Here is a 20,337-nt window from a genome sequence, read left to right as displayed (position 1 = left end):
CCGGGGGTGGGGCGGTGCACGGCTGACCGCCCCACCTCCGGCGATCTCGTTCTCGGCACCGGATGAGGCACCTTGCGCCGGGGAGCAGCAACACCCGTTATACCTTTTCGGCATAGGGGGTGTCGCTGCTCCCACCAGAGAGAGGCGCCGCCTCCGTCATCTGCGAACAAGGCCGCCGAACTGGTCGGGCTCCACGGGTGTGAGCGCCTGGCTCGGGTCAGGGCACCACGTGGGCAGCGCGCCCGCTTCGGTCGAGGCGCGCCGGCCGGGGCGCCTTTTGAATCGCGGCACTCCTTGAATCGGGGCGCTGCTTGAATCGCGGCACCGCTCGAGGCGGGGGACTGCTTGGATCGGGGGACCGCTTGGATCGGGGCACCGCTCGAGGCGGGGGACCGCTTGGATCGGGGGACCGCTCGAGGCGGGGCACCGCTCGAGGCGGGCGCCCCTCGGTCAAGTCGGCGGCCGCCTCAATGGCCTGGGTCGGTTCCGGACGCGGTTGGGTCCGGGGCTTCGACCACCAGGGCCTGGCAGCCGGTGTCGTGGTGAAAACCGATGAGCTCCAGCGGGTTCGAGAGCCGGCCGGGTTCGGCCCGCATCGTCGTGGTGATCAGCGCGACGGCGATGGCGAACGCGACGGTGAGACGGAGGAACGGGGACGAGGATCGGCGTTGCATGAAGACGGTCTCCTGACTCAGATCATGTCGAACTGCTCGGTGTGGATCAGGTGGGCCGGCACCCGCAGACGCCGCAGCCCGGCGAGCGCGCCGCCCACCATCGGCGGGGAACCACAGATGTAGACGTCGGTCTCGGTGCGTTCACGGCGTGAGGGCAGTGCGGTGTGGAGCACGCCGGCGTCGACGCGTCCGCGCTGGCCGGTCCAGTGCTCGGGCGGCGCCGACAGCACCTCGATCACCCGCAGCGGCAGGTGCGCCGACAGTTCGCGGAGCTCGGCACGGAACAGCAGGTCGCGTTCGTGGCGGGCGGCCATGATGAGCACGGCGGGCCGGAAGTCGTCGCGGTGGGCCAGGGTTCGCAGGATGCTCATCATCGGCGTGACCCCGACGCCTCCGGCGATCAGGAGCAGCGGACGCTTCTGGCGGATGTCCACGGTGAAGTCGCCGTAGGGTCCGTCGAGACGCACCACGGCCCCTACCCGCAGCCGTCCCACGCCCCGGGTGAAGTCGCCGACGTGCCGGATCGTGAACTCGATCTCGCGCGGCCGGTCGGCACTGGAGGCGATGGTGAACGGGTGCTCCTCCCAGGGCCGGCGGAAGCTGTCGAAGCGGATCCAGGCGAACTGGCCCGGCAGGAAACGCAGTCCGGGCTGCCAGTTGTGGCGCGGCGCCAGCACCAGCGTGCTGACGACGGGCGACTCCTGAACGACCTGCTGCACCACGTAACGCCGGTCGTGGTGCAGCAGGGGCCGCACGATCCAGCGCCGGGTCAGCGTCATCAGCACCACGGCGGCGATGCCGACGAACCAGGCCCGCATCACCGGGTTCCGGATCAGGTGGTTCAGCAGGTAGACGTGGAACCCGGCGGTGACCAGGGCGAGCACCGCCAGCGTGATGTGGATCCAGCGCCAGACCTCGTACGGCCACCTGAGTTTGCGGCGGAACATCGCGAACAGGCAGATGGCCACGATCGCCAGCGTGGAGACGGTGGCGTTGCGCGCGCGGGGCGGCGCGTGCACCCAGGTGACGAGGGCGAGGTTCTCCCCCGGGTCGTCGAGGATGACCAGAGCGGTGTGCACGAGCACCATCACCATGGTCAGGATCCCGAACCAGCGGTGCGAGACGATCAGCTGCTCGATGCCGAACGCCTTGGTCAGCGAGCGGCTGCGGCTGATCGACACGGTCACGATCACCAGGAACGACGCCGCGAGAAGGCCCGTGGCCAGCGACATCTCGAGCACGAAGTCACCGGTGTAGCCGGCCGACGAGCTGAGCAGCAGCGGCAGCACGATCACCAGCGGCACGGCCGCGGCCCAGGCCAGGCGGGAGAAGCGCACCCGGGCGCGGCCACCCACGAGCGGGCGGGGCTCCGTGGTGAGACGCGACCGGCGCCGGGCCGCAGCCGGCGGGCGGGCCCGGCGCACCGTGCTGTGGGATCGGACGGAACGCCGCTGCACGAGCGGCATCTCCTGGGTGAGCACGTCGTCGGCACTGACGGGCACGGGAGCAGGAGAGGAGAGTTCACGGACGACCGGGTCGGGTGAGGACGGGGGGACCCAGACCGGCCGGGGGTGGCGTTGGGGTGTCGGCATGATGCGCCACAGATTCCTGCCCGCTCGCCTAAAGACTTCTCACGCGTCCGTCAAGGTCATAAGTCCTACGCAGGACGCATTTGTGCTGTCACAGCATGTCCCTATCAAGCGAAATGAGGCATCGCTTAGGCAAGCGAAACACGATCGCAACCTGGCCCCGGGCAACGGGCGCCCCGCTCGACAGGCGTCGATCAGGGCGGATGACCCCGAGGGACGCGCGGTGGTCACCGAGAACGTCACCCTCGTGTTCGGAGGGTGTCCGCCTGGCCGGAAAGCGCGTCAGGGCCCACGTTCCTGGGCCTTGTTGAGCTGACGTCAAATCTGTGAACACCGGCCAAAAGCGGAAAACCGGCCCGGAAGGGAACCAGGAACGGGCTCCGACCATCAGATGATCGGAGCCCGTCCCCTGAGCGGTGGGAGATCAGCGAGAGACGAGGCGCCCCAAGTCTTTCGCGGTCCAGCCCTCGAGGCTGCGCGTGACCGTGCGGGTCTCGCGCTCGGGCACCGGCACCAGGTGCTCGACGGCCAGCAGCGGCACCCCGGCGGCCTCGGCCGAGGCGACCCCGGTGAGGCTGTCTTCGATGGCGACACACTGCGCGGGCTCGAGCCCCAGCAGGGCCGCGCCCTTGAGGTACGGCTCGGCGTGCGGCTTGCCGTGCTCCACCTCGTCACCGGTGACCAGGAAGCGGAAGAACTCGCCGGGCAGCGTGCCGACGATCGCCTCGGCCATCTCACGGTAGGACATGGTGACGAGCGCGCACGGCACCCCCAGCTCGTGCAGCTCGAACAGCAGCTCACGCGCACCCGGGCGCCACGGCACCTCGACCGCGATGCGCCCGACCACCCCGGCGGTGAGCCGCGCGATGATCTCGTCGGCCGGGAGGGTGACCCCGCCGTGCTTCTGGATGTAGTGCGCCGAGTCGATCAGCGCGTTGCCGATCAGGTTGTGCGCGTGCTCGTCGTTCCACTCCCCGCCGAACTCGGAGACCAGCAGGTGCTCCTCGGCCATCCAGTACGGCTCGGTGTCGACGAGGGTGCCGTCCATGTCCCAGAGGACGGCGGCCGGCAGGCCCTCGGCGAGGAGGGTGGACGATGCAAGGGGGGCGGTCACGGACGTTTGGCCTCACGTTCGACGGCTGGACGGACTGGCGGCCGCGCGGGGCACCGTCGCCGCACGCTGCGCCCGGAGCGGTCACTCACCGTCGTCACCGGGGAAGATCCGGAATGACCCGGGCGGAAGCTCTCTTCAAGGAGTCTAGAGCGTCGGGGTCACCCGGGGCCGCCCCGCCCGTAGGCTGGGCAGCCGAGGGGCGGTGGCGACACCGCCCGACGACACCGAGGACCATGATGTGAGCGAGGAGAAGGCGTGACGGATCTGTCGGGAGTGCCGCCCCTGCGGGACCCCGTGATGGTGGCTGCCTTCGAGGGCTGGAACGATGCCGGCGAGGCCGCCAGCGGAGCCGTGGCGCACCTGGAGCGGGTCTGGGGGGCCGAGAACGTCGGTGAACTCGACCCCGAGGAGTACCACGACTTCCAGGTCAACCGGCCGAGCGTGGGCACGGACGACGACGGCCACCGCACCATCACCTGGCCCACCACCCGGGTCTACTGGGCCCGTCCCCCCGGCGGCAGCCGCGACATCGTGATCGTGCGGGGCATCGAGCCGTCGATGCGCTGGCGCCGGTTCATCGCCGAGCTCCTGCAGTACGCGGACGATCTCAAGGTCGGCACCATGATCACGCTGGGCGCATTGCTCGCCGACGTGCCGCACACCCGCCCGATCCCGGTGACCACCACCAGTGACGACGAGCGGCTGCTCGACAAGCTGTCGGTGGAGCCGTCGCGCTACGAGGGCCCGACCGGGATCGTCGGGGTGCTGCAGGACGCGGCGACCAAGGCCGGGCTGCCCAGCCTGTCGCTGTGGGCGGCCGTCCCGCACTACGTGGGCCAGTCGCCGTCGCCCAAGGCCACCCTGGCGCTGCTGCGCCGCATCGAAGACGTTCTCGACGTCACGGTGCCGCTGGGTGAGCTGCCGGAGGACGCGCGGGCCTGGGAACGCGGTGTGGACGAGCTGGCCGAGGAGGACACCGAGATCGGCGAGTACGTGCGCCAGCTCGAGCAGGCCAAGGACACGGCCGACCTGCCCGAGGCCAGCGGTGAGGCCATCGCCAAGGAGTTCGAGCGGTACCTGCGGCGACGGGGCAAGGACGACGACGGCGGTAAACCCGGAATGCTGTGAGACGGACGGACGCCTCCACTCAGGTGAGTGGAGGCGTCCGCCCGTTCGCGCGTCCTCTTCTCAGAAACGGACGCCCAGCAGCGCATCGATGGTGCGGGCCACCACACCCGGCGCCCCCTCGACCGGACCGCCCGAGGTGAGCACCGCGTCCACCCAGGCATCGACCGCGGCCAGAGCGGCCGGCGCGTCGAGATCGGTACCGACGGCGGCGCGCACGGCGGCCAGCACCGGCTCCGGGTCGGGCCCCTCCTGACGGGACAGAGCGTCTTTCCAGCGGTCGAGACGCGTCTGCGCCGCCGCCAGGTTCTCGTCGGTCCAGTCCCAGCTGGTGCGGTAGTGGTGCGCCAGGATGGCCAGGCGGATCACCTGCGGGTCGACGCCCGAGGCGCGCAACTTCGAGACGAACACCAGGTTGCCGCGCGACTTGCTCATCTTCTCGCCGTCGAGCCGCACCATGCCGGCGTGGGCGTAGTGCTGCGCGAACGGCTTGTCGCCGGTGATGACCTGGCCGTGCGAGGCACTCATCTCGTGGTGCGGGAACAGCAGGTCGTCACCACCGCCCTGCACGTCGAAGCCCATGCCGAGGTGCTCCAGCGCGATCGAGGCGCACTCGATGTGCCAGCCCGGACGACCCGCGCCCAGGCTCTCGCCCTCCCACGACGGCTCACCCTCGCGGGCCACGCGCCACAGCAGGGGGTCGAGCTCGTTGCGCTTGCCCGGACGGTCGGGGTCTCCCCCGCGCTCGGCGAAGACCCCCCGCGCCTCGTCGGGCGACAGCTGCGCCACGCGGCCGAAGTCCGGGTCGCTGCTCACGTCGAAGTACACGTCCTGCGCACCGGCGCTGCGCGCGTCGGGCGTGGGCACCAGGTAGGCCTTGCCCGCCTTGACCAGGTTCTGCACCGCCTCGACGACCAGCGGCACCGACTCCACGGCGGTCATGAACACGCGCGGGGCGATCACGCCGAGCGCGATCATGTCGTCCTTGAAGCGCTCGGTCTCGCGGTCGGCCAGCGCCCGCCAGTCGTCACCCGTGGCGTTCGCCCGCTCGAGCAGCGGGTCGTCGACGTCGGTGACGTTCTGCACGTAGAAGACCTCGTGGCCGGCGTCGAGCCAGGCCCGGTGCAGCAGGTCGAAGGCGACGTAGGTGGACGCGTGGCCGATGTGCGTGGCGTCGTACGGGGTGATCCCGCAGACGTACATGCGGGCCTCGCCGTCCGGCCGGGTGGTCACCAGGGCGCGCTCGGCGGAGTCGAAGAGGCGGACCGGGGCACCAGTACCGGGCAGCCGGGGAACAGCAGGAGAAGGCCAGGGGATCACGCCCGGAGCCTAACCGACGTCCCGGAGTGATGTCCGTGCAGGTGCCGGGCGGGTTTTGGGAATAATCAGGGACGCCTCAGAAGGGCGGCCAGGGAATGGCGTGCCAGTCCCCGGGCGGCTTGGGGAAACGGCGACGACGCAGCAGCTGGGCGGCCCGGCGGGCCGTGCGGTCGATCTCGTCGTCGTCGAGCAGATCGGCCAGGACACCTCGCAGCTCACCGCCGGTCAGCTCCTCGACGAGCCGCTCCAGGAGCCCGGTCTCGGCCTCGGTGAGGCGTTCGCCGGCCCAGCCCCACAGCACCGTGCGGAGCTTGTCGTCGAGGTTGAAGGTGAGACCGTGGTCGACGCCGAAGATGCGCCCGTTCGCCGCCCGCAGGATGTGCCCGCCCTTGCGGTCGGTGTTGTTGGCCACGGCGTCGAACAGGGCGATGCGGCGCAGGCCCTCGTCGTCGGCGTGCGCGAGCACGATCGGGTCGCCGTAGGAGTCCTCGGCCTCCAGGACGCGCAGCCATCCGGGCCGCAGAGCCCCGGGGGCGACCACGTCGACCACTCCGGCGCCGGGCTCGCCCAGGACCGGCTCGGCGGCGAGCGGCATGCCTCCCAGACCGATGCCGGGCTCCGGGGCGTCTTCCGTGGGCGCGTTGAGCCACAACTGCACGCTGCCCGGCCCGAAGGGCCCCTCCCGCAGCACGGTGGGCGGCACCACGTTCAGGCCGCTGTGCGCCGAGAGCTCGTAGCTGGCGGTCTCCCGCAGGCCGAGGGTGGCGGTCGGGAAGTCCCAGAGCGGCTTCTCGCCCGAGATCGGCTTGTAGACGGCGCCGGTGGCGACACCCTCGAGCGTCACCGAGACGTAGAGCGTGGCATTGCTCGCACCCGTGATCCGGCCCTGGACGTCGAGTTCGCCCTCGGCCAGGAGTTCGAGCAGCTCGGGCTCTTCCAGTGAGGCGGTCAGCGCCGGTACCCGTTCGCCCGCGGGCAGATGTGCCCGTCCGGATCCAGCGGGAACGTGCAGAACGGGCAGGGCGGGCGACCGGCCCCGACCACCGCGAGCGCCCGCTTGGCGAAGGCCCGGGCGGCGGCTCCGGCCAGGGAGACCCGCAGCACGGCTCCCTCGGCCTCCTCGTCGGTGTCGGGCAGCTCGTCCTCGTCCTCGACCGCGTTCTCGCCCTGCTCGAAGCACTCGATGACGACCCGCTCGAGCTCGCCGTCCCAGGCGAGACTCATGGTGCCGACGCGGAACTCCTCCTCGATGGGAGTGTCGAGGGGCGCTGTGTCCTCGGTGCGGCTGGGCGCGAGCGCGGGCACGGTGGCGCTGCCCTGGGTGCGTCGCAGCACCTCGTCGAGCAGCTCGTCGACCCGTTCGGCCAGCACCGAGACCTGCTGCTTCTCGAGCTGCACGGTGGTCAGCCGGTTACCGGCCCGGACCTGGAGGAAGAAGGTGCGTGATCCGGGCTGGCCCGTCGTCCCCGCGACGAACCGGTCCGGTGACTCGTACTCGTACACCTGGCGCGGCATGACGTGGAGCCTATGACGTTCCGGACGTGGCTGCCGCACCGCCCGTGCTTCCGCCGACCACCGCGTCGGAGGAGTTCACCGGCTCGTCGCCCTTGGCGGGGGGAACCGGCACCAGCGCCGACAGGTCGGTGCCCGAGTCGTTGACCCGCACCGCGAACGGCCGCAACGTGGTGAAACGCACCACCGAGACCGAGCAGGGGTCGACGACCAGGCGCTGGAACTGGTCGAGGTGCATGCCCAGGGCGTCGGCCAGGATGGCCTTGATCACGTCGCCGTGCGAGACGGCCATCCAGACCGCGTGGTCGCCGAACTCGGCGGCGACCCGGGCGTCGTACTCGCGGACGGCGGCGACGGCCCGGTGCTGCATGTCGGGCATCGACTCGCCGCCGGGGAAGGTGACGGCCGAGGGGTGCGCCTGCACCACCGGCCAGAGCTTCTCCTTGGCCAGTTCCTTGAGCGGACGACCGGTCCAGTCGCCGTAGTGGCACTCGCCGAGGCGGTCGTCGGTGGTGAGCTGCTCGTCGCGGCCGGCGAGGAGCGCCGTGGCGGTCTCCTGGCAGCGCTGCAGCGGGCTGGCGACGGCGAACCGGACCGGGACCTTCTCGAGCCGGGCGGCCAGGGTCTTCGCCTGGCTCTGCCCGGTCTCGTCGAGGCCGACGCCGGGGGTCCAGCCGGCCAGCACCCCGCTCGCGTTGGCGGCGGTGCGGCCGTGACGGACCAGGAGGACTGTGGGCACGGGGTAGAGCCTACGTGGCCGACAGCACGCCGGTTCCCAGCAGGCCCATGATCGCCAGGCCGACCACGATCCGGTACGGGTTGAACACCGCGATCGAGTGCGCGGCCACCAGTTTCAGCAGCCAGGCGATGGCGGCGTAGGCCACCAGGAACGACACGAACGTGCCGACCGCCATCGGGCCCCAGCCCACGACCTCGGTGTTCACGTCCTTCAGCGAGTAGACGCCGGCACCGGTCAGGGCGGGCACGGCCAGGAAGAACGACAGGCGGGTCGCGGCGACGCGGGTGGCGCCGACCATCAGGCCGGCCGAGATCGTGGCGCCGGAGCGGGAGACGCCGGGCACCAGGGCGACGCACTGCATCAGGCCGATGATCAGCACCTCCTTGACCCCGAGCTCGGTCTCACCGTATTTCTGCCGGGGGTTGCGCTCGGCCCACCAGATCACCGCGCTCCAGGCCACCAGCGACCCGGCGACCACCCAGAGGTTGCGCAGCGGGCCGTCGACCAGGTCCTTCGCGGCCAGGGCGACCAGCACGATCGGGGTCGAGCCGAGGATGACCAGCCAGGCGAAGCGGTAGTCGGGGTCGGGCGCGTGGTGCCGGCCGACGCTCGGGCCGATCCCCCGGATCCAGGCCAGGGCCAGGCGCAGGAAGTCGGCGCGGAAGTACAGGAAGGTCGCCACGATGGCGCCGAACTGGATGATCGCCGTGAACGACGTGACCGCCGGGTCGTCGATCTTCAGGCCGAGCAGACCCTCGGCCACGGTCAAGTGGCCGGTGCTGGACACCGGGAGGAACTCGGTGAGGCCTTCGACCACGCCCAGGATGATGGCATCGAGATATCCGACGGAGCTCATGGAGCGTACTTTGTCAGGCCGCGCGCGCTAGGTTGACACGCTATGGAGTACCGATACGTGGGCCACACCGGTCTGCGTGTCTCCCGGCTGGGACTGGGCACGATGACCTGGGGCCGGGAGACCGACCAGGACGAGGCCGCCAGCCAGCTCAAAGCCTTCGTCGACACCGGTGGAACGCTCGTCGACGCCGGCAGCCGGTACGGCGCCGGGGCCTGCGAGGAGACGCTCGGCAAACTGCTCGAGACCCTGGGCGTCCGTGACCAACTCGTGATCTCGGCCAAGGCCGTGGTGCCGCTGCACCGGCAGGGGCCCGACCTGTCGCGGCGCTCGCTGCTGGCCGCGCTCGACGCCTCGCTGGCCCGGCTGGGCACCGACCACGTCGACCTGTGGACCGCTCCGGGCTGGAGCTCGGCGGTGCCGCTGGAGGAGACGCTCTCGGCGCTGGAGATGGCGGTGCGGTCGGGGCGGGCCCGGTACGTGGGTATCGCCAACGTGGCGGCGTGGCAGGCGGCGCTGTTCTCGACCAGCGCCTCGTTCTCCCGGCCCGCCGCGGTGCACACCGAGTACTCGCTGGTGCAGCGCCAGGCCGAGAACGAACTGGTGCCCGCCGCCGAGCATCTCGGCCTGGGGGTGATCGGCTGGTCGCCGCTGGGCCGGGGTGTGCTCACCGGCAAGTACCGGCACGGCACCCCGGCCGACTCCCGGGCCGCGTCGGTGCACCTGGCCCAGTTCGTGGAGCCCTACCTGGACCGCCCCTCGCGCCGCATCACCGACGCCGTGATCGCCGCCGCCGACGGGCTGGGGTTCAACCCGATGGAGGTCGCGCTGGCCTGGGTGCGGGACCGGCCGGGCCTGAGCTCGGTGCTGCTCGGGGCCCGCACGGTGGGGCAGCTTCGCCAGGCGCTCGGCAGTGAGGACGTCGAGCTGCCGGCCGAGATCCACGGGGTGCTCGAAGAGGTCTCACTGGCCGCGCTGTAGCGGCTTCTCGTTGCTGTCAGCGGGCTTCCGGCGGCCCGCAGCCGGCTTTCACCGCTTGAGGACGACCCGGTCGCCGATCGCGGCCGGGTCGCCTCAGGCAGTGGATCAGACCCCGGCGGGCAGGCTGAACTCCCCACTCTCGGGCTGCAGCACGCGCACCCGCGCGTCACCGATGTCGAAGACCATCCCGACCAGCTCGAGTGCCCCCTCGTCGACGCGCGCCCGCACCAAGGGGTGCTCCATCAGGTGGGCGAGCTGGGTGACGACGTTGACCTCGGCGAGCCGGTCGGCGTCGTCGGGCCCACCCTGCGCCCGGAAGCGGTGCAGCGAGTCCTCGGCGTTGCTCAGCCAGCCCGGAAGAGCGCCCCGGGCATCCTGATTCGGCTCGAGCAGCGCCCGCATCGCCCCGCAGCCGGAATGGCCGCAGACCGCGATCGTGGTCACGCCCAGCACCCCCACCGCGTACTCGACGGCGGCCAGCGTGGAGTCGCCCGGGTCGGACGGCCGCACCGGCACCAGGTTGCCGACGTTGCGCACGGTGAAGAGGTCGCCGGGCCCGGAGTCGGTGATCAGGTTCGGCACCACCCGGGAGTCGGCGCAGGTGATGAAAAGCGTGCAGGGTGCCTGCTTCTCACGCAGGGCACTCAGCACCCCCCGCATCTTCGGGGCCAGCCGGTCGTGGAACGTGCCCACCCCGTCGAGCACCCGCATCCGGTGACCGCGGTGACCACGGTTCGCCGGGCCGTGCGCCAGGCCCTTCACCGTGCCGTTCGACGAGATCTCCACCATGCCGTGGTCCCACGGCGCCGCCGAGGCGGGCAGGGAGTCGTCGATCCGGCGGCCCCGGGACGGTTTTCCGCCCGCGGCCAGTTCGCTCAGCACCGGCGCGCCCTGCTCGCGCACGTTGACCGTGCCCTCGCCCCGGCGGTGTTCCTCGACCCAGTCGAGCAGGTGCTCGCTCGCGGCCTGGTCGAGGTAGTCGGCCTCCAGGTCGAGGTTGACCGCGGCCCCCTCGGGCACGGCCCCCAGCTTGCGGGCCAGCGACGGCACCGACATGAAGGTCACGGTGCCGGCCAGCACGACCCGCCAGGGCCCGGAGCCGGGCCCGTCGGCGGGCGGGATGACCTGCACCTTGGCCAGGATCGTGCGGCGGGCGGCGAACCCGAGGGCCACCACCAGCCCGAGCACCACGCCCTCGAGCAGGTTCAGCAGCAGCACGCCGGCGAGCGTGGCCACCCAGACGGCGGCCTCGCCGTGCCGGTGGGCACTGCGCAGGTGCCCCAGGTTGACCAGACCGACACCGATCGTGACGAGCAGGCCGGCCAGCACCGACAGCGGGATCTGCATGACCACCGAGACCAGCGCGACGGAGAAGACCGCGACCCAGACCGCGTGCAGCACCGCCGACCACTTCGTCTTCGCCCCGGCGCGCACGTTGGTGGCGCTGCGGACGATCACCCCGGTCACCGGCAGGCCACCGGCCAGGCCGGACAGGATGTTCGCCGAGCCCTGACCGATGAGCTCACGGTCGAGGTCGGCGCGTCTGCCGCCGTGCATCTTGTCCACGGCGACCGACGAGAGCAGGGTCTCGACGCTGGCCACGAGCGCCACGGTGAGCACCCCGACCAGGACCGAGCCCCACGCCGCCTGAGGGAGTTCCGGCAGATGCACCGCCGAGAGCAGGTTGCCCGGCAGGTCGACCCGCTCGACGGTGAACGTCAGCGAGGCGAGCGTCATCAGGGTGACGGAGGCCAGCGGCGCCGGAACCGTGCGCAGGGGGCCGAGATACGGCGTGACCCGGGGCCAGAGCAGGGTCAGGGCGATCGTGCCCAGACCCAGCAGGGCGCTGACCGTGTGCAGCTCGAGAACCTGCCCGGGCAGCTGGGTCATGCTCTCCAGCGCCGAGCTCGGCGAGTCGGCGCCGAGCAGCACGTGCAGCTGGCCGACGACGATGGTCAGGCCGATGCCGGCGAGCATGCCGTGCACGACCGCGGGTGAGATGGCCAGCGCGGCCCGGGCCACCCGGGTCAGGCCGAAGCCGATCTGCACGACCCCGGCCATCACGGTGATCAGGCAGGTGACCCGCCAGCCGTGCTCGGCCACCAGACCGGCCACGACCGCGGTGAGACCGGCCGCGGGGCCGGTGACCTGCAGAGGGGCGCCACCGATGAGACCGGTGACGATGCCACCGACGACGGCGGCGATGATGCCGGCCACCACGGGAGCTCCCGAGGCGACGGCGATACCCAGGCTCAGCGGGAGCGCGACCAGGAAGACGACCAGGGACGCCTCGATGTCGGCCCGCCAATGGGGCTGTGCGGCAGTGCTTTTACGGTCTCCGTCACGCTGTTGCGGAATGACGGGGGACGTGGACTCCTCGCTCATGGATCTCTCCTGGCGTCGTTCGGCGGCGTCGGGGAGGTGCATGGGTGTTCGGGCGTCCGTGCCCGGGTGTCCAGCCGGCGGTCTTCAGCGGAACGACAACGTAGTCGGAACGGTGATGACCCAGAGAAGCCGGGTGGGACTGACAGTGAACAGAGTGCGGGCGATCCACCCGAAGGTCAATCCGGAAAGTCCGCGAATGCCGCCGGACACCGGGCCGCCCGATCGAATTGATCACCAAAGACGCTGCCGGGGAATGTTTTAGAGATTACCCAGAAAGTTTTGCCGGGGGCGACCGGAGGGCCGCTCATTCCCCCGGATGCCAGAAGAACGGGAACCCGGGCGAATATTCACACGTTGAAAAGTGACCACAACGAACTACTGTTTAGTAATTGAAGTCTTGTGTTTTTTGTTCTCTCGAAAAGACCCACCGAAAAGGCGAGGGAACCACCCGGGCACCGCGACGTCCGCCATCGGCCCCGGAATCCGGGCAGCACGAAGTGCCGGCCCGGCGTGAGCCCGACCGGCACCGCGAACGGGAGCCTTCAGGGGCGGCGGGCCGGTTCCGGGGCGCCGTCGTCCTCTTCCGCCTCGTCCTCTTCTTCGTCGTCGTCCTCGTCGTCCTCGTCGTCGAAGTCCTCGAGGTCGTCGTCGTCGAGGTCGTCGTCGTCCTCACCGGCGAGGGCGTCCTCCGCGTCGTCGTAGAGAACGAACGGAGTCACCTCGTCGAACGCGTCGTAGAGCGACTCGTCGTAGGACTCGAAGGCGTCGGCCAGGGTCTGGTAGGCCGCCACCACCGATGGGTCGGCCTCGCCCGATCGCGCGGACGCTGCTTCGAGATGTGCCTCGAGAGCAGCAATCAGGCGGTCAAGAGCAGCTCGGGGCTCCGTCGTCATGGCATGACCGTATCGGTTCGTGATGACATGGAGGGACGTGGCACCGGCAGGGAACTGCGAGCCGACCCGAAGGAATACCGACGAAGAGAGCTGCCTTGAGCGACAACGTGCGTGATCTCGCCCCCAGGGTACGGCCGACCAAGGCCGAAGCGACCCCGTTCTCCGCCGACTACGAATACCGGATCATCACCCTGCCCCGAGGAACCAGCAGGTCAGAGGCCCGGCAGCAGCTGACCGAGCAGGCCGAGTACGGCCGCTGGGAACTGGCGCGGGTGCAGATCTCGTTCGGTGGTGCCCGGAGGGTCTGGCTGCGGCGCCGGATCATGCGGGTCGAGCGGACGTTCTAGAACTGTTAACCGGGTGGGGCCCTCGGGAGGGCCCCACCCCGATCACACCAGCTGCAGGAACCGGTCGAACGTCTTCACGCCGAAACGCAGCGACTCCAGCGGCACCCGCTCGTCGACGCTGTGGAACATCCCGGCGAAGTCCAGGTCGGCGGGCAGCTTGAGCGGCGCGAAGCCGTAGCCCCGGATGCCCAGCCGGCTGAACGCCTTGTTGTCGGTGCCGCCCGAGAGGCAGTACGGCAGCACCGCGGCGCCCGGGTCGAGCTCCAGCAGCGACTGGCGCATGGCCGACACCAGGCCGCCCTCGAAGCCGGCCTCCAGCGCGACGTCACCGTGCAGCACCTCGACCGTGACGTGCTCCCCCGCCAGCTCGGCCAGGGTGCGCATCAGCTCGTCCTTCTGGCCCGGAAGGTAGCGGCAGTCGATCAGCGCCGACGCCGAGCCGGGGATGACGTTGTGCTTGTACCCGGCCTCGAGCACGGTCGGGTTGGCGGTGTTCTGCACGGTCGCCTCGAGCCAGCGGGCGGTGGTGCCGAACAGCTCCCGCAGCTGCTCGACGTCGACGCTCTCACCGGACTCGCCGTTGAGCAGCTCGATGCCGGTCTGCTCACGCACCCCCTCGAAGAACGCCCGCACGGTCGCCGGGATCACCGTCGGCCACCGGTAGGCGCCGATCCGGGCCACCGCCTCGGCCAGGTGGGTCACCGCGTTGTCGCCGTTGACCTGGGAACCGTGCCCGGCGCGGCCCTTCGCGGTCAGGCGCACCCAGGCGATGCCCTTCTCGGCGCTCTGCAGCAGGTAGGTGCGCCGGCCCTGGAGCTCCACGGAGAACCCGCCGACCTCGCTGACCGCCTCGTCCACGCCCTCGAACAGACCCGGGTGGTTGTCGACGAGCCAGCTCGAGCCCTTGACGCCGCCGGCCTCCTCGTCGGCCATGAACGCCAGCACGATGTCGCGCGGCGGCGTGCGGCCCTCGCGGCGCATCTGGCGGACCGTCGCCAGGATCATCGCGTCCATGTCCTTCATGTCGACCGCGCCCCGGCCCCAGAGGCAGTCGTCGGCGATCTCGCCGGAGAACGGGTCGATGCGCCAGTCGTCTTTCTGCGCGGGCACCACGTCGAGGTGACCGTGCACCAGCAGAGCGGGACGGCTCGGGTCGGACCCCGGGAAACGGGCGACCACGCTGGTGCGGCCCGGCTCGCTCTCGAACACCTGCGGCTCGAGCTGCACCTCGGCCAGCAGGCCGGCCACGTACTCGGCGGCCTTGCGCTCGCCCGGGCCGCTGTTGTCGCCGTAGTTGCTGGTGTCCATCCGCAGCAGGTCCCGGCAGATCGTCACGACCTCCTCGGCGGCCGGAGGGTGGTCCCCGGCGAGCTGCGGATCCGCGCCCGCGGGAACGGGTGCCGATGGCCTTCTCATGACGTTGGACCTCCCGAGTCGTGTGGTCCGGCCACGGTACACACGAAAGTTCTCGAACTGTCATCGAGGACGGGTGGAGTCGGGTGCCTGCCCTCACCGCCCGGGGCCACCGGGGTGAACCCGTTCAAGTGCCCGGCTCCACGTCCGATCCCTTTCCGTAGGGGATGCACGACGGGGAGTCAGTGTGCCGATTTTGCCGATGACGTCGCCCGGCCCGGACGGCGGGGACGACGAGCGCACCGCGGGACCGCCGTTCGCCCGGGCCGTCGTGCTCGTCGTCGCCGCCTTCGCGTTCGGCCTGGGGGTCTCGGAGCTGGGCCTGCGCCTGCTGCGCGACCCCGCCCTGCCCGTCTCGGTCTGGTGGCCGCTCACCGGTTTCGCGGTCGCGGTGCTGGCCCGGCTGCGGCCCTCGTCCTGGCCGCCGGTGCTGCTCGGGATGGGCACCGGGCAGTTCCTGGCCAACCTCAGCACCTACTACGCCGAACCGGCGAACGCGCTCGGGGTGCTGAGCGCCGCCCTGTCCGAGGTCGTCGTCATCAGTGCCCTGCTGCGCCGTTCCTTCCCGCGCGGGGTGCTGCTCGACTCCCCGGTCGCGGCGCTGCGCTTCGCGTTCGGCGGGGCGGGCGGCGTGGTGACCGGGGCGAGCGTGTTCACCCTGGTCCAGGCGGGCGGGTTCGAGCTCTGGAACGGGTTCGTGCGCAGCCACTTCCTGGGTCTGCTGATGGTCTCGCCGCTGTTCCTGGTCTCCCCGGGCGCCCGCAGCCTGCTCACCGAGGTGCGCCGGCACCGGCTGAACCTGGAGTGGGCGGCCCAGTTCACGGTGCTCACGCTGCTGACGTCGGGGGTGTTCCTGACCGACCAGCGGGTGGTGCCGACGTTCATCTGCGCGGTGCCGCTGATCTGGGGCGGGCTGCGGCTGGGGCCGTTGCGGGCGATGGTCTCGCTGCTGGCGATGGCGCTGGTCACCACGGTCGGCACGCTGCGCGGGATCGGGCCGGTGGTGCAGGAGCCGCCCGCCGCGCAGACCCTGGCGGTGCAGGTGGTGCTGCTCTCGGCGACGCTCTGCACGCTGTTCGTGGTGCTCGCCGCCGACGAGAAGACCCGGCTGCTGCGGCTGTCCCGGGCGGGTAGCGCCGACCTGGTCGAGGCCGAGCGGATCGCCGGGATGGGCTCGTCGGCCTGGGATCTCACGACTGGCGAGATCCGCTGGACCGACGGGCTCTACGAGCACCTGGGTCGTAGCCGCGAGGACATGCCGCCGAACGCCGAGGCCTACGTCGGGACCATCCACCCGGACGACCGGGGTGTGGTGGTCTCCGCGCTGTCGAAGGTGCCGGACGGCGCCGACGTGCCGAACATGCAGTTCCGGCTGCAGCGCCCGGACGGCGGCGAGCGGATCGTGATGGTGCGCAACCGGGTCGACCGGGACAGCGCCGGGCGGGCCGTGGGCCTGCGCTCGACCGTGCTCGACGTGACCGCGATGCGCGACGCCGAGAACGCCCTGCACCGGGCCCACCAGCATCTGGAGGGGGTGCTGGACGCGGTGGAGGACGTGGCCATCTTCGGCGTCAGCGCGCAGACCGGGCTCGTGGACTCGTTCAGCCGGGGCGCCGAGACGATCCTGGGCTGGCGGGCCGACGAGGTGGTCGGTGTGCACCGGCCCACGATCTTCCACTCCCGGGCCGACCAGGAACGGTCGATGGCCGAGACCGGTATCCAGGACCCGTTGTTCGCGATCGGCGCGGCGCTGCAGCAGGGCTCCGGCTCGCACCGCTGGACCTGTGTGCGCAAGGACGGGTCGGAGTTCACGGCGCGGGTGAGCCTGAGCGCCGTCCTGGCCCCGGACGGGACCCCGCAGACCTACGTGTCGGCGGTGGTCGACCTGACCCGGGTGCTGCGGGCCGAGTCCGACCTCAAGGAGAGCGAGGACCGGTTCCGGCTGTCGTTCGACTTCGCCCCGATGGCGATGGCGATCGTGGCGCTGGACGACGGCGACCCGGGCCGGATCATGCGGGTCAACCCGGCGTTGTGCCGGTTCACCGCCCGCAACGGCCCGGACCTGCTGGGGCGTCGGCTGGCCGACCTGATGACGCCCGCGCACGCCGCCCGGGCCGCGACCGACCTGCGGGAACTGCTGGCCACCGGCGGGGACTCGACCACCACGGAGCGGGCCTTCCACCGCGGTGACGGCGGCGAGCTGTGGGGCCTGCTGTCGACGTCGGTGGTGCGCCCCGCCGACGGCCGCCCGCCCTACCTGATCACGATGATCGAGGACATCACGGCCCGCATGCAGCTCACCGAGCGGCTGCGGCACGAGGCCTCGCACGACCCGCTCACCGGTCTGCCCAACCGCCAGGTGCTGAACCGGCGGCTCGGGGACGCGCTGGGTGCGCCGGGCACGGTGGCGGTGCTCTACGTCGACCTGGACGGGTTCAAGGCCGTCAACGACCGGCTCGGTCACGCCGCCGGCGACGACCTGCTGGTGCAGGTGGCCGAGCGGATCGCGGGCTGCGTGCGCGGCAGTGACGTGGTGGCCCGGCTCGGCGGTGACGAGTTCGCGGTGCTGCTGCCCCGGGTCGGCTACCTGGAGACGGCCCGGGCCATCGGCGAGCGCATCGTGCACACCCTGGCCGAGCCGTTCACGGTCGAGGGTTCGTCGTGCCGGATCGGGGCCAGCATCGGGATCGCGTTGTCGGGCCCGCAGGACACCCCGGACGCGGTGCCGCACCTGCTGAACGCGGCCGACGAGGCGATGTACGAGGCGAAGCGGGCGGGCCGCGGCCGGGTCGAGGTGAGCGGGCGGTGAACCGGTCCGGGATGCTGCGGTTCGCCGCCTGTTTCACGATGGCGGTGGCACTCACCGAGCTCGGCCTCCATCTGTTGCGGGACACCACGCTGCACACGTCGGTCTGGTGGCCGATGGCCGGCGTCGGGCCGGTCGTGCTGGTGCGCTCGTCACCCCGGTCGTGGCCACCCACGCTGGCCGGGTTCCTCGCCGCGGGCCTGCTCGCCGGCCTCACCTCCGGCTACTCCGCCCCGGTCGCGGGCGGCATCGCCGTCGCCGGGGTGGGCGAGATGCTGGCCATGGGTCTGCTGTTGCGCCGGGCCTTCCCGGCCGGGGTCCGCCTCGACTCCCCCGGCCACGCGTTCCGGTTCGCTGTGTGCGTGGGCGGCAGCGTCGTCCTCGGTTCGACGATTTTCGCCGCCGCGCAGGCGGTCTGGGCCGACGGCCCGTTCGGGTCCCTGTGGTCCGGCTACGTCCGCACGCACGCCCTCGGCCTGCTGCTGGTGTCGCCGCTGTTCCTGGTCTCGACCCGGGAACAGGTGCGGGCCACCCTGCGCGACACCCGCGCCAACCTGGAGTGGCTGGCCCAGTTCGCCACCGTGGCCCTGGCCTCGGCGCTGGTCTTCGCGACCGGCCAGCGGCTCGTGGCCTCGGTGGTCTGCGCGTTGCCCCTGCTGTGGGGCGGGCTGCGGCTCGGGCCGTTGCGCTCGATGGTGTCGCTGCAGCTGCTCGGCCTGACCGCCACCGTCGGAACCCTGCACGGGCGGGGGCCGTTCGGGAACCTGGACGGCGCCTCGCGCACCTACGCGATCCAGATCGTGCTGATCTCGCTCAGCCTGCTGGTGCTCTTCACCGTGCTGGCCGCCCGGGCCCGGGCGCACGCGCTGCGCCTCAGCGAGGACCGGTCCTGGGCCCTGGTGAAGGCCGAGGAGATCACCGGCACCGGCTCGGCCGTGATGAACGTGCGCACCGGGGAGGTCACCTGGACGCTCGGGCTCTACCGCTGCCTCGGCCTGGACCCGGCGCGGGTGACGGCGTCGGCGGAGCGCTACCTCGAGGCCATCCACCCCGACGACCGGGCCGAGCTCGCCGACGCCGTCGTGCAGTTGACCCGCACCGGCGCCCCCGAACCGCAGCGGGAGTACCGGCTGGTGCGGCCCGACGGCTCGGTGCGCCTGGTGCTGGGCCGCACGGAGGCCGAGACGGACGCGACCGGTCAGGTGGTGCGACTGCACTCGACCGTGCACGACATCACCGAGCTGCGGGCCGGGGAGCTGGAACGGGCGCGGGCCACGAGCGAGCTGAGCACGATCCTGGACGCGCTGACCGAGACCGGCATCGTGGTCAGCTCCCGGGAGACCGGTGCCATCACCCGCTTCAACGCGGCGGCGGAGCGCCTGCTCGGATATCGGGCTGAGGAGGTGGTGGGCCGGCTCGACCCCTCGGCGTTCGAGACGCCCGAGGCCCTGCAGGAGGCGATGCGTCACACCGGGCTCAGCGATCCGTTCGCGGCCCTGACCACGGTGATGGGCGAGGAACCCGCCACCGTGCAGACCGTCTGCGTGCGCAAGGACGGCTCCCGCTTCCCCGCGCAGCTGAACCTGACGCCGTACACCTCACCGGACGGCGTCGAGGAGTTCATCGTGGTGCTCACCGACGTGAGCGAGGTGCTGACCACCCGGGCCGAGCTGGCCGAGAGCGAGGACCGGTTCCGCCTGGCCTTCGACGGCGCTCCGCTGGCCATGGTCATCACCACCATGGACCCGGCCGCCCCGGCGACGATCCTGCGGGTGAACGCGGCGATGTGCGCGTTCGCGGGCCGCAGCGAGGAGGACCTGCTGGGCACCAGTTACATCGACCTGCTCGAGGAGCCCGACGCCAGCCGGGCCGTGCACAACCTGGGCCGGCTGGCCGCCGGCGAGATCGAGTCGGTGCAGGGCGACCGCCGGTTCCGGTGCCTGAACGAGGCCGAGCTGTGGGGGCGCATGTCCACCGCCGCGGTGCGGCCCGCCGACGGCCGGGCGCCCTACCTGATCATCATGGTCGAGGACATCACCGCCCGCCGGGAGCTCACCGAGCGGCTGCGGCACGAGGCCTCGCACGACTCGCTGACCGGTCTGCCCAACCGCTCGGCGCTGCGCCGGCAGCTCGACCGGGCGCTGGGTGAGCGACGCCGGGTGGGGAACGTCGCCGTGCTCTACATCGACCTGGACGGGTTCAAGGCCGTCAACGACAACCAGGGGCACGGCGCCGGTGACGAGCTGCTCGTGCAGGTGGCCGAGCGGATCGCGGCCTGTGTGCGGGCCAGCGACGTGGTGGCGCGGATCGGCGGCGACGAGTTCGCGGTGCTCTGCCCCGGGGTGGCCGACGTGGAGACCGCCATCACGATCGGTCACGCGATCATCGCCACGCTGGCCGAGGAGTTCGAGCTCACGGACGCGCGGGCGCGGATCGGGGCGAGCGTCGGGGTCGCGGTGTCCGGGGACGGCGACGCCGCCTCCGACGGGCCGGCCCTGCTCGGGGCGGCCGACGCCGCGATGTACCGGGCCAAGCGGGACGGCAAGGGACGCGTGCGGGTGAGCCTGCGCTGAGAGCGGCCGGGGC

Annotated in this window: 16 protein-coding genes; 5 read left to right on the top strand and 11 right to left on the bottom strand. The window is 71.6% G+C overall.

The annotated features are described in order from the left end of the window. Positions 1–467: 467 nt before the first annotated feature. From J2S57_RS22415 to J2S57_RS22405, 3 genes are all read right to left on the bottom strand, one after another. Entirely contained in the window at positions 468–674 is a 207-nt protein-coding gene (locus J2S57_RS22415) for a hypothetical protein (RefSeq protein WP_307246193.1), read from the bottom strand. A gap of 17 nt (positions 675–691) precedes the next feature. Then, on the bottom strand, positions 692–2,176 hold the full coding sequence (locus tag J2S57_RS22410; RefSeq protein ID WP_307246191.1) for a ferredoxin reductase family protein: 1,485 nt from the start codon (positions 2,174–2,176) through the stop codon (positions 692–694). Positions 2,177–2,687: 511 nt separating this feature from the next. After that, a complete protein-coding gene (locus J2S57_RS22405; RefSeq protein WP_307246189.1) occupies positions 2,688–3,377 on the bottom strand; it encodes an HAD family hydrolase in 690 nt (229 codons plus the stop codon). A gap of 255 nt (positions 3,378–3,632) precedes the next feature. Here J2S57_RS22405 and J2S57_RS22400 point away from each other — a divergent pair, with 255 nt between their 5' ends. After that, positions 3,633–4,505, top strand: coding sequence for a PAC2 family protein (locus J2S57_RS22400; protein WP_307246187.1), 873 nt, complete (start codon positions 3,633–3,635; stop codon positions 4,503–4,505). A gap of 60 nt (positions 4,506–4,565) precedes the next feature. On the opposite strand, the gene mshC is transcribed toward J2S57_RS22400, so the two are convergent. The 5 genes from mshC to J2S57_RS22375 all read right to left on the bottom strand — a co-directional run bounded on the left by mshC (position 4,566) and on the right by J2S57_RS22375 (position 8,929). Further along, the gene (gene mshC / locus J2S57_RS22395; protein ID WP_307246185.1) at positions 4,566–5,822 is read right to left on the bottom strand and encodes a cysteine--1-D-myo-inosityl 2-amino-2-deoxy-alpha-D-glucopyranoside ligase; all 1,257 of its coding nucleotides are present in this window, start codon (positions 5,820–5,822) and stop codon (positions 4,566–4,568) included. Between the two features lie 76 nt (positions 5,823–5,898). Next, positions 5,899–6,735: an SCO1664 family protein gene (locus J2S57_RS22390; RefSeq protein WP_307251097.1), complete on the bottom strand. Its 837-nt coding sequence runs from the start codon at positions 6,733–6,735 to the stop codon at positions 5,899–5,901. A 35-nt stretch (positions 6,736–6,770) separates the two neighbouring features. Beyond that, positions 6,771–7,337, bottom strand: a complete 567-nt coding sequence (locus J2S57_RS22385) for a DUF3090 family protein (RefSeq protein WP_307246183.1) — start codon at positions 7,335–7,337, stop codon at positions 6,771–6,773. Positions 7,338–7,347: 10 nt separating this feature from the next. Continuing rightward, positions 7,348–8,073: a histidine phosphatase family protein gene (locus tag J2S57_RS22380; protein WP_307246181.1), complete on the bottom strand. Its 726-nt coding sequence runs from the start codon at positions 8,071–8,073 to the stop codon at positions 7,348–7,350. Between the two features lie 10 nt (positions 8,074–8,083). After that, positions 8,084–8,929 carry an undecaprenyl-diphosphate phosphatase gene (locus J2S57_RS22375; protein ID WP_307246179.1) on the bottom strand — a complete coding sequence of 282 codons (846 nt, stop codon included), beginning with the start codon at positions 8,927–8,929 and terminating at the stop codon, positions 8,084–8,086. A gap of 42 nt (positions 8,930–8,971) precedes the next feature. On the opposite strand from J2S57_RS22375, the gene J2S57_RS22370 reads away from it, so the two are divergent. Next, entirely contained in the window at positions 8,972–9,907 is a 936-nt protein-coding gene (locus tag J2S57_RS22370) for an aldo/keto reductase (RefSeq protein WP_307246177.1), read from the top strand. Between the two features lie 105 nt (positions 9,908–10,012). Here J2S57_RS22370 and J2S57_RS22365 read toward each other — a convergent pair whose 3' ends face one another. Further along, the gene (locus J2S57_RS22365; protein WP_307246175.1) at positions 10,013–12,292 is read right to left on the bottom strand and encodes a SulP family inorganic anion transporter; all 2,280 of its coding nucleotides are present in this window, start codon (positions 12,290–12,292) and stop codon (positions 10,013–10,015) included. Between the two features lie 542 nt (positions 12,293–12,834). Further along, positions 12,835–13,185: a primosomal protein gene (locus J2S57_RS22360; RefSeq protein ID WP_307246173.1), complete on the bottom strand. Its 351-nt coding sequence runs from the start codon at positions 13,183–13,185 to the stop codon at positions 12,835–12,837. A gap of 95 nt (positions 13,186–13,280) precedes the next feature. Between J2S57_RS22360 and J2S57_RS22355 the strand changes: the two genes are divergently transcribed. Next, positions 13,281–13,532 (top strand): DUF5703 family protein, encoded by a 252-nt coding sequence (locus J2S57_RS22355; RefSeq protein ID WP_307246171.1) that lies wholly within the window; start codon positions 13,281–13,283, stop codon positions 13,530–13,532. A gap of 42 nt (positions 13,533–13,574) precedes the next feature. On the opposite strand, the gene J2S57_RS22350 is transcribed toward J2S57_RS22355, so the two are convergent. Further along, positions 13,575–14,948 carry a M20/M25/M40 family metallo-hydrolase gene (locus J2S57_RS22350; protein ID WP_307246169.1) on the bottom strand — a complete coding sequence of 458 codons (1,374 nt, stop codon included), beginning with the start codon at positions 14,946–14,948 and terminating at the stop codon, positions 13,575–13,577. A gap of 199 nt (positions 14,949–15,147) precedes the next feature. Here J2S57_RS22350 and J2S57_RS22345 point away from each other — a divergent pair, with 199 nt between their 5' ends. Together J2S57_RS22345 and J2S57_RS22340 are read left to right on the top strand one after the other, a co-directional pair. Continuing rightward, positions 15,148–17,754 (top strand): diguanylate cyclase domain-containing protein, encoded by a 2,607-nt coding sequence (locus J2S57_RS22345; protein WP_307246167.1) that lies wholly within the window; start codon positions 15,148–15,150, stop codon positions 17,752–17,754. After that, positions 17,751–20,324, top strand: a complete 2,574-nt coding sequence (locus tag J2S57_RS22340; RefSeq protein ID WP_307246164.1) for a diguanylate cyclase domain-containing protein — start codon at positions 17,751–17,753, stop codon at positions 20,322–20,324. The genes J2S57_RS22345 and J2S57_RS22340 overlap by 4 nt, the downstream gene beginning before the upstream one ends. Positions 20,325–20,337: the final 13 nt, after the last annotated feature.

Source organism: Kineosporia succinea (assembly GCF_030811555.1).
Classification (GTDB): domain Bacteria; phylum Actinomycetota; class Actinomycetes; order Actinomycetales; family Kineosporiaceae; genus Kineosporia; species Kineosporia succinea.
Note: the sequence above shows the minus strand (reverse complement) of the source record. Positions and strands in the feature narration are given on the sequence as shown.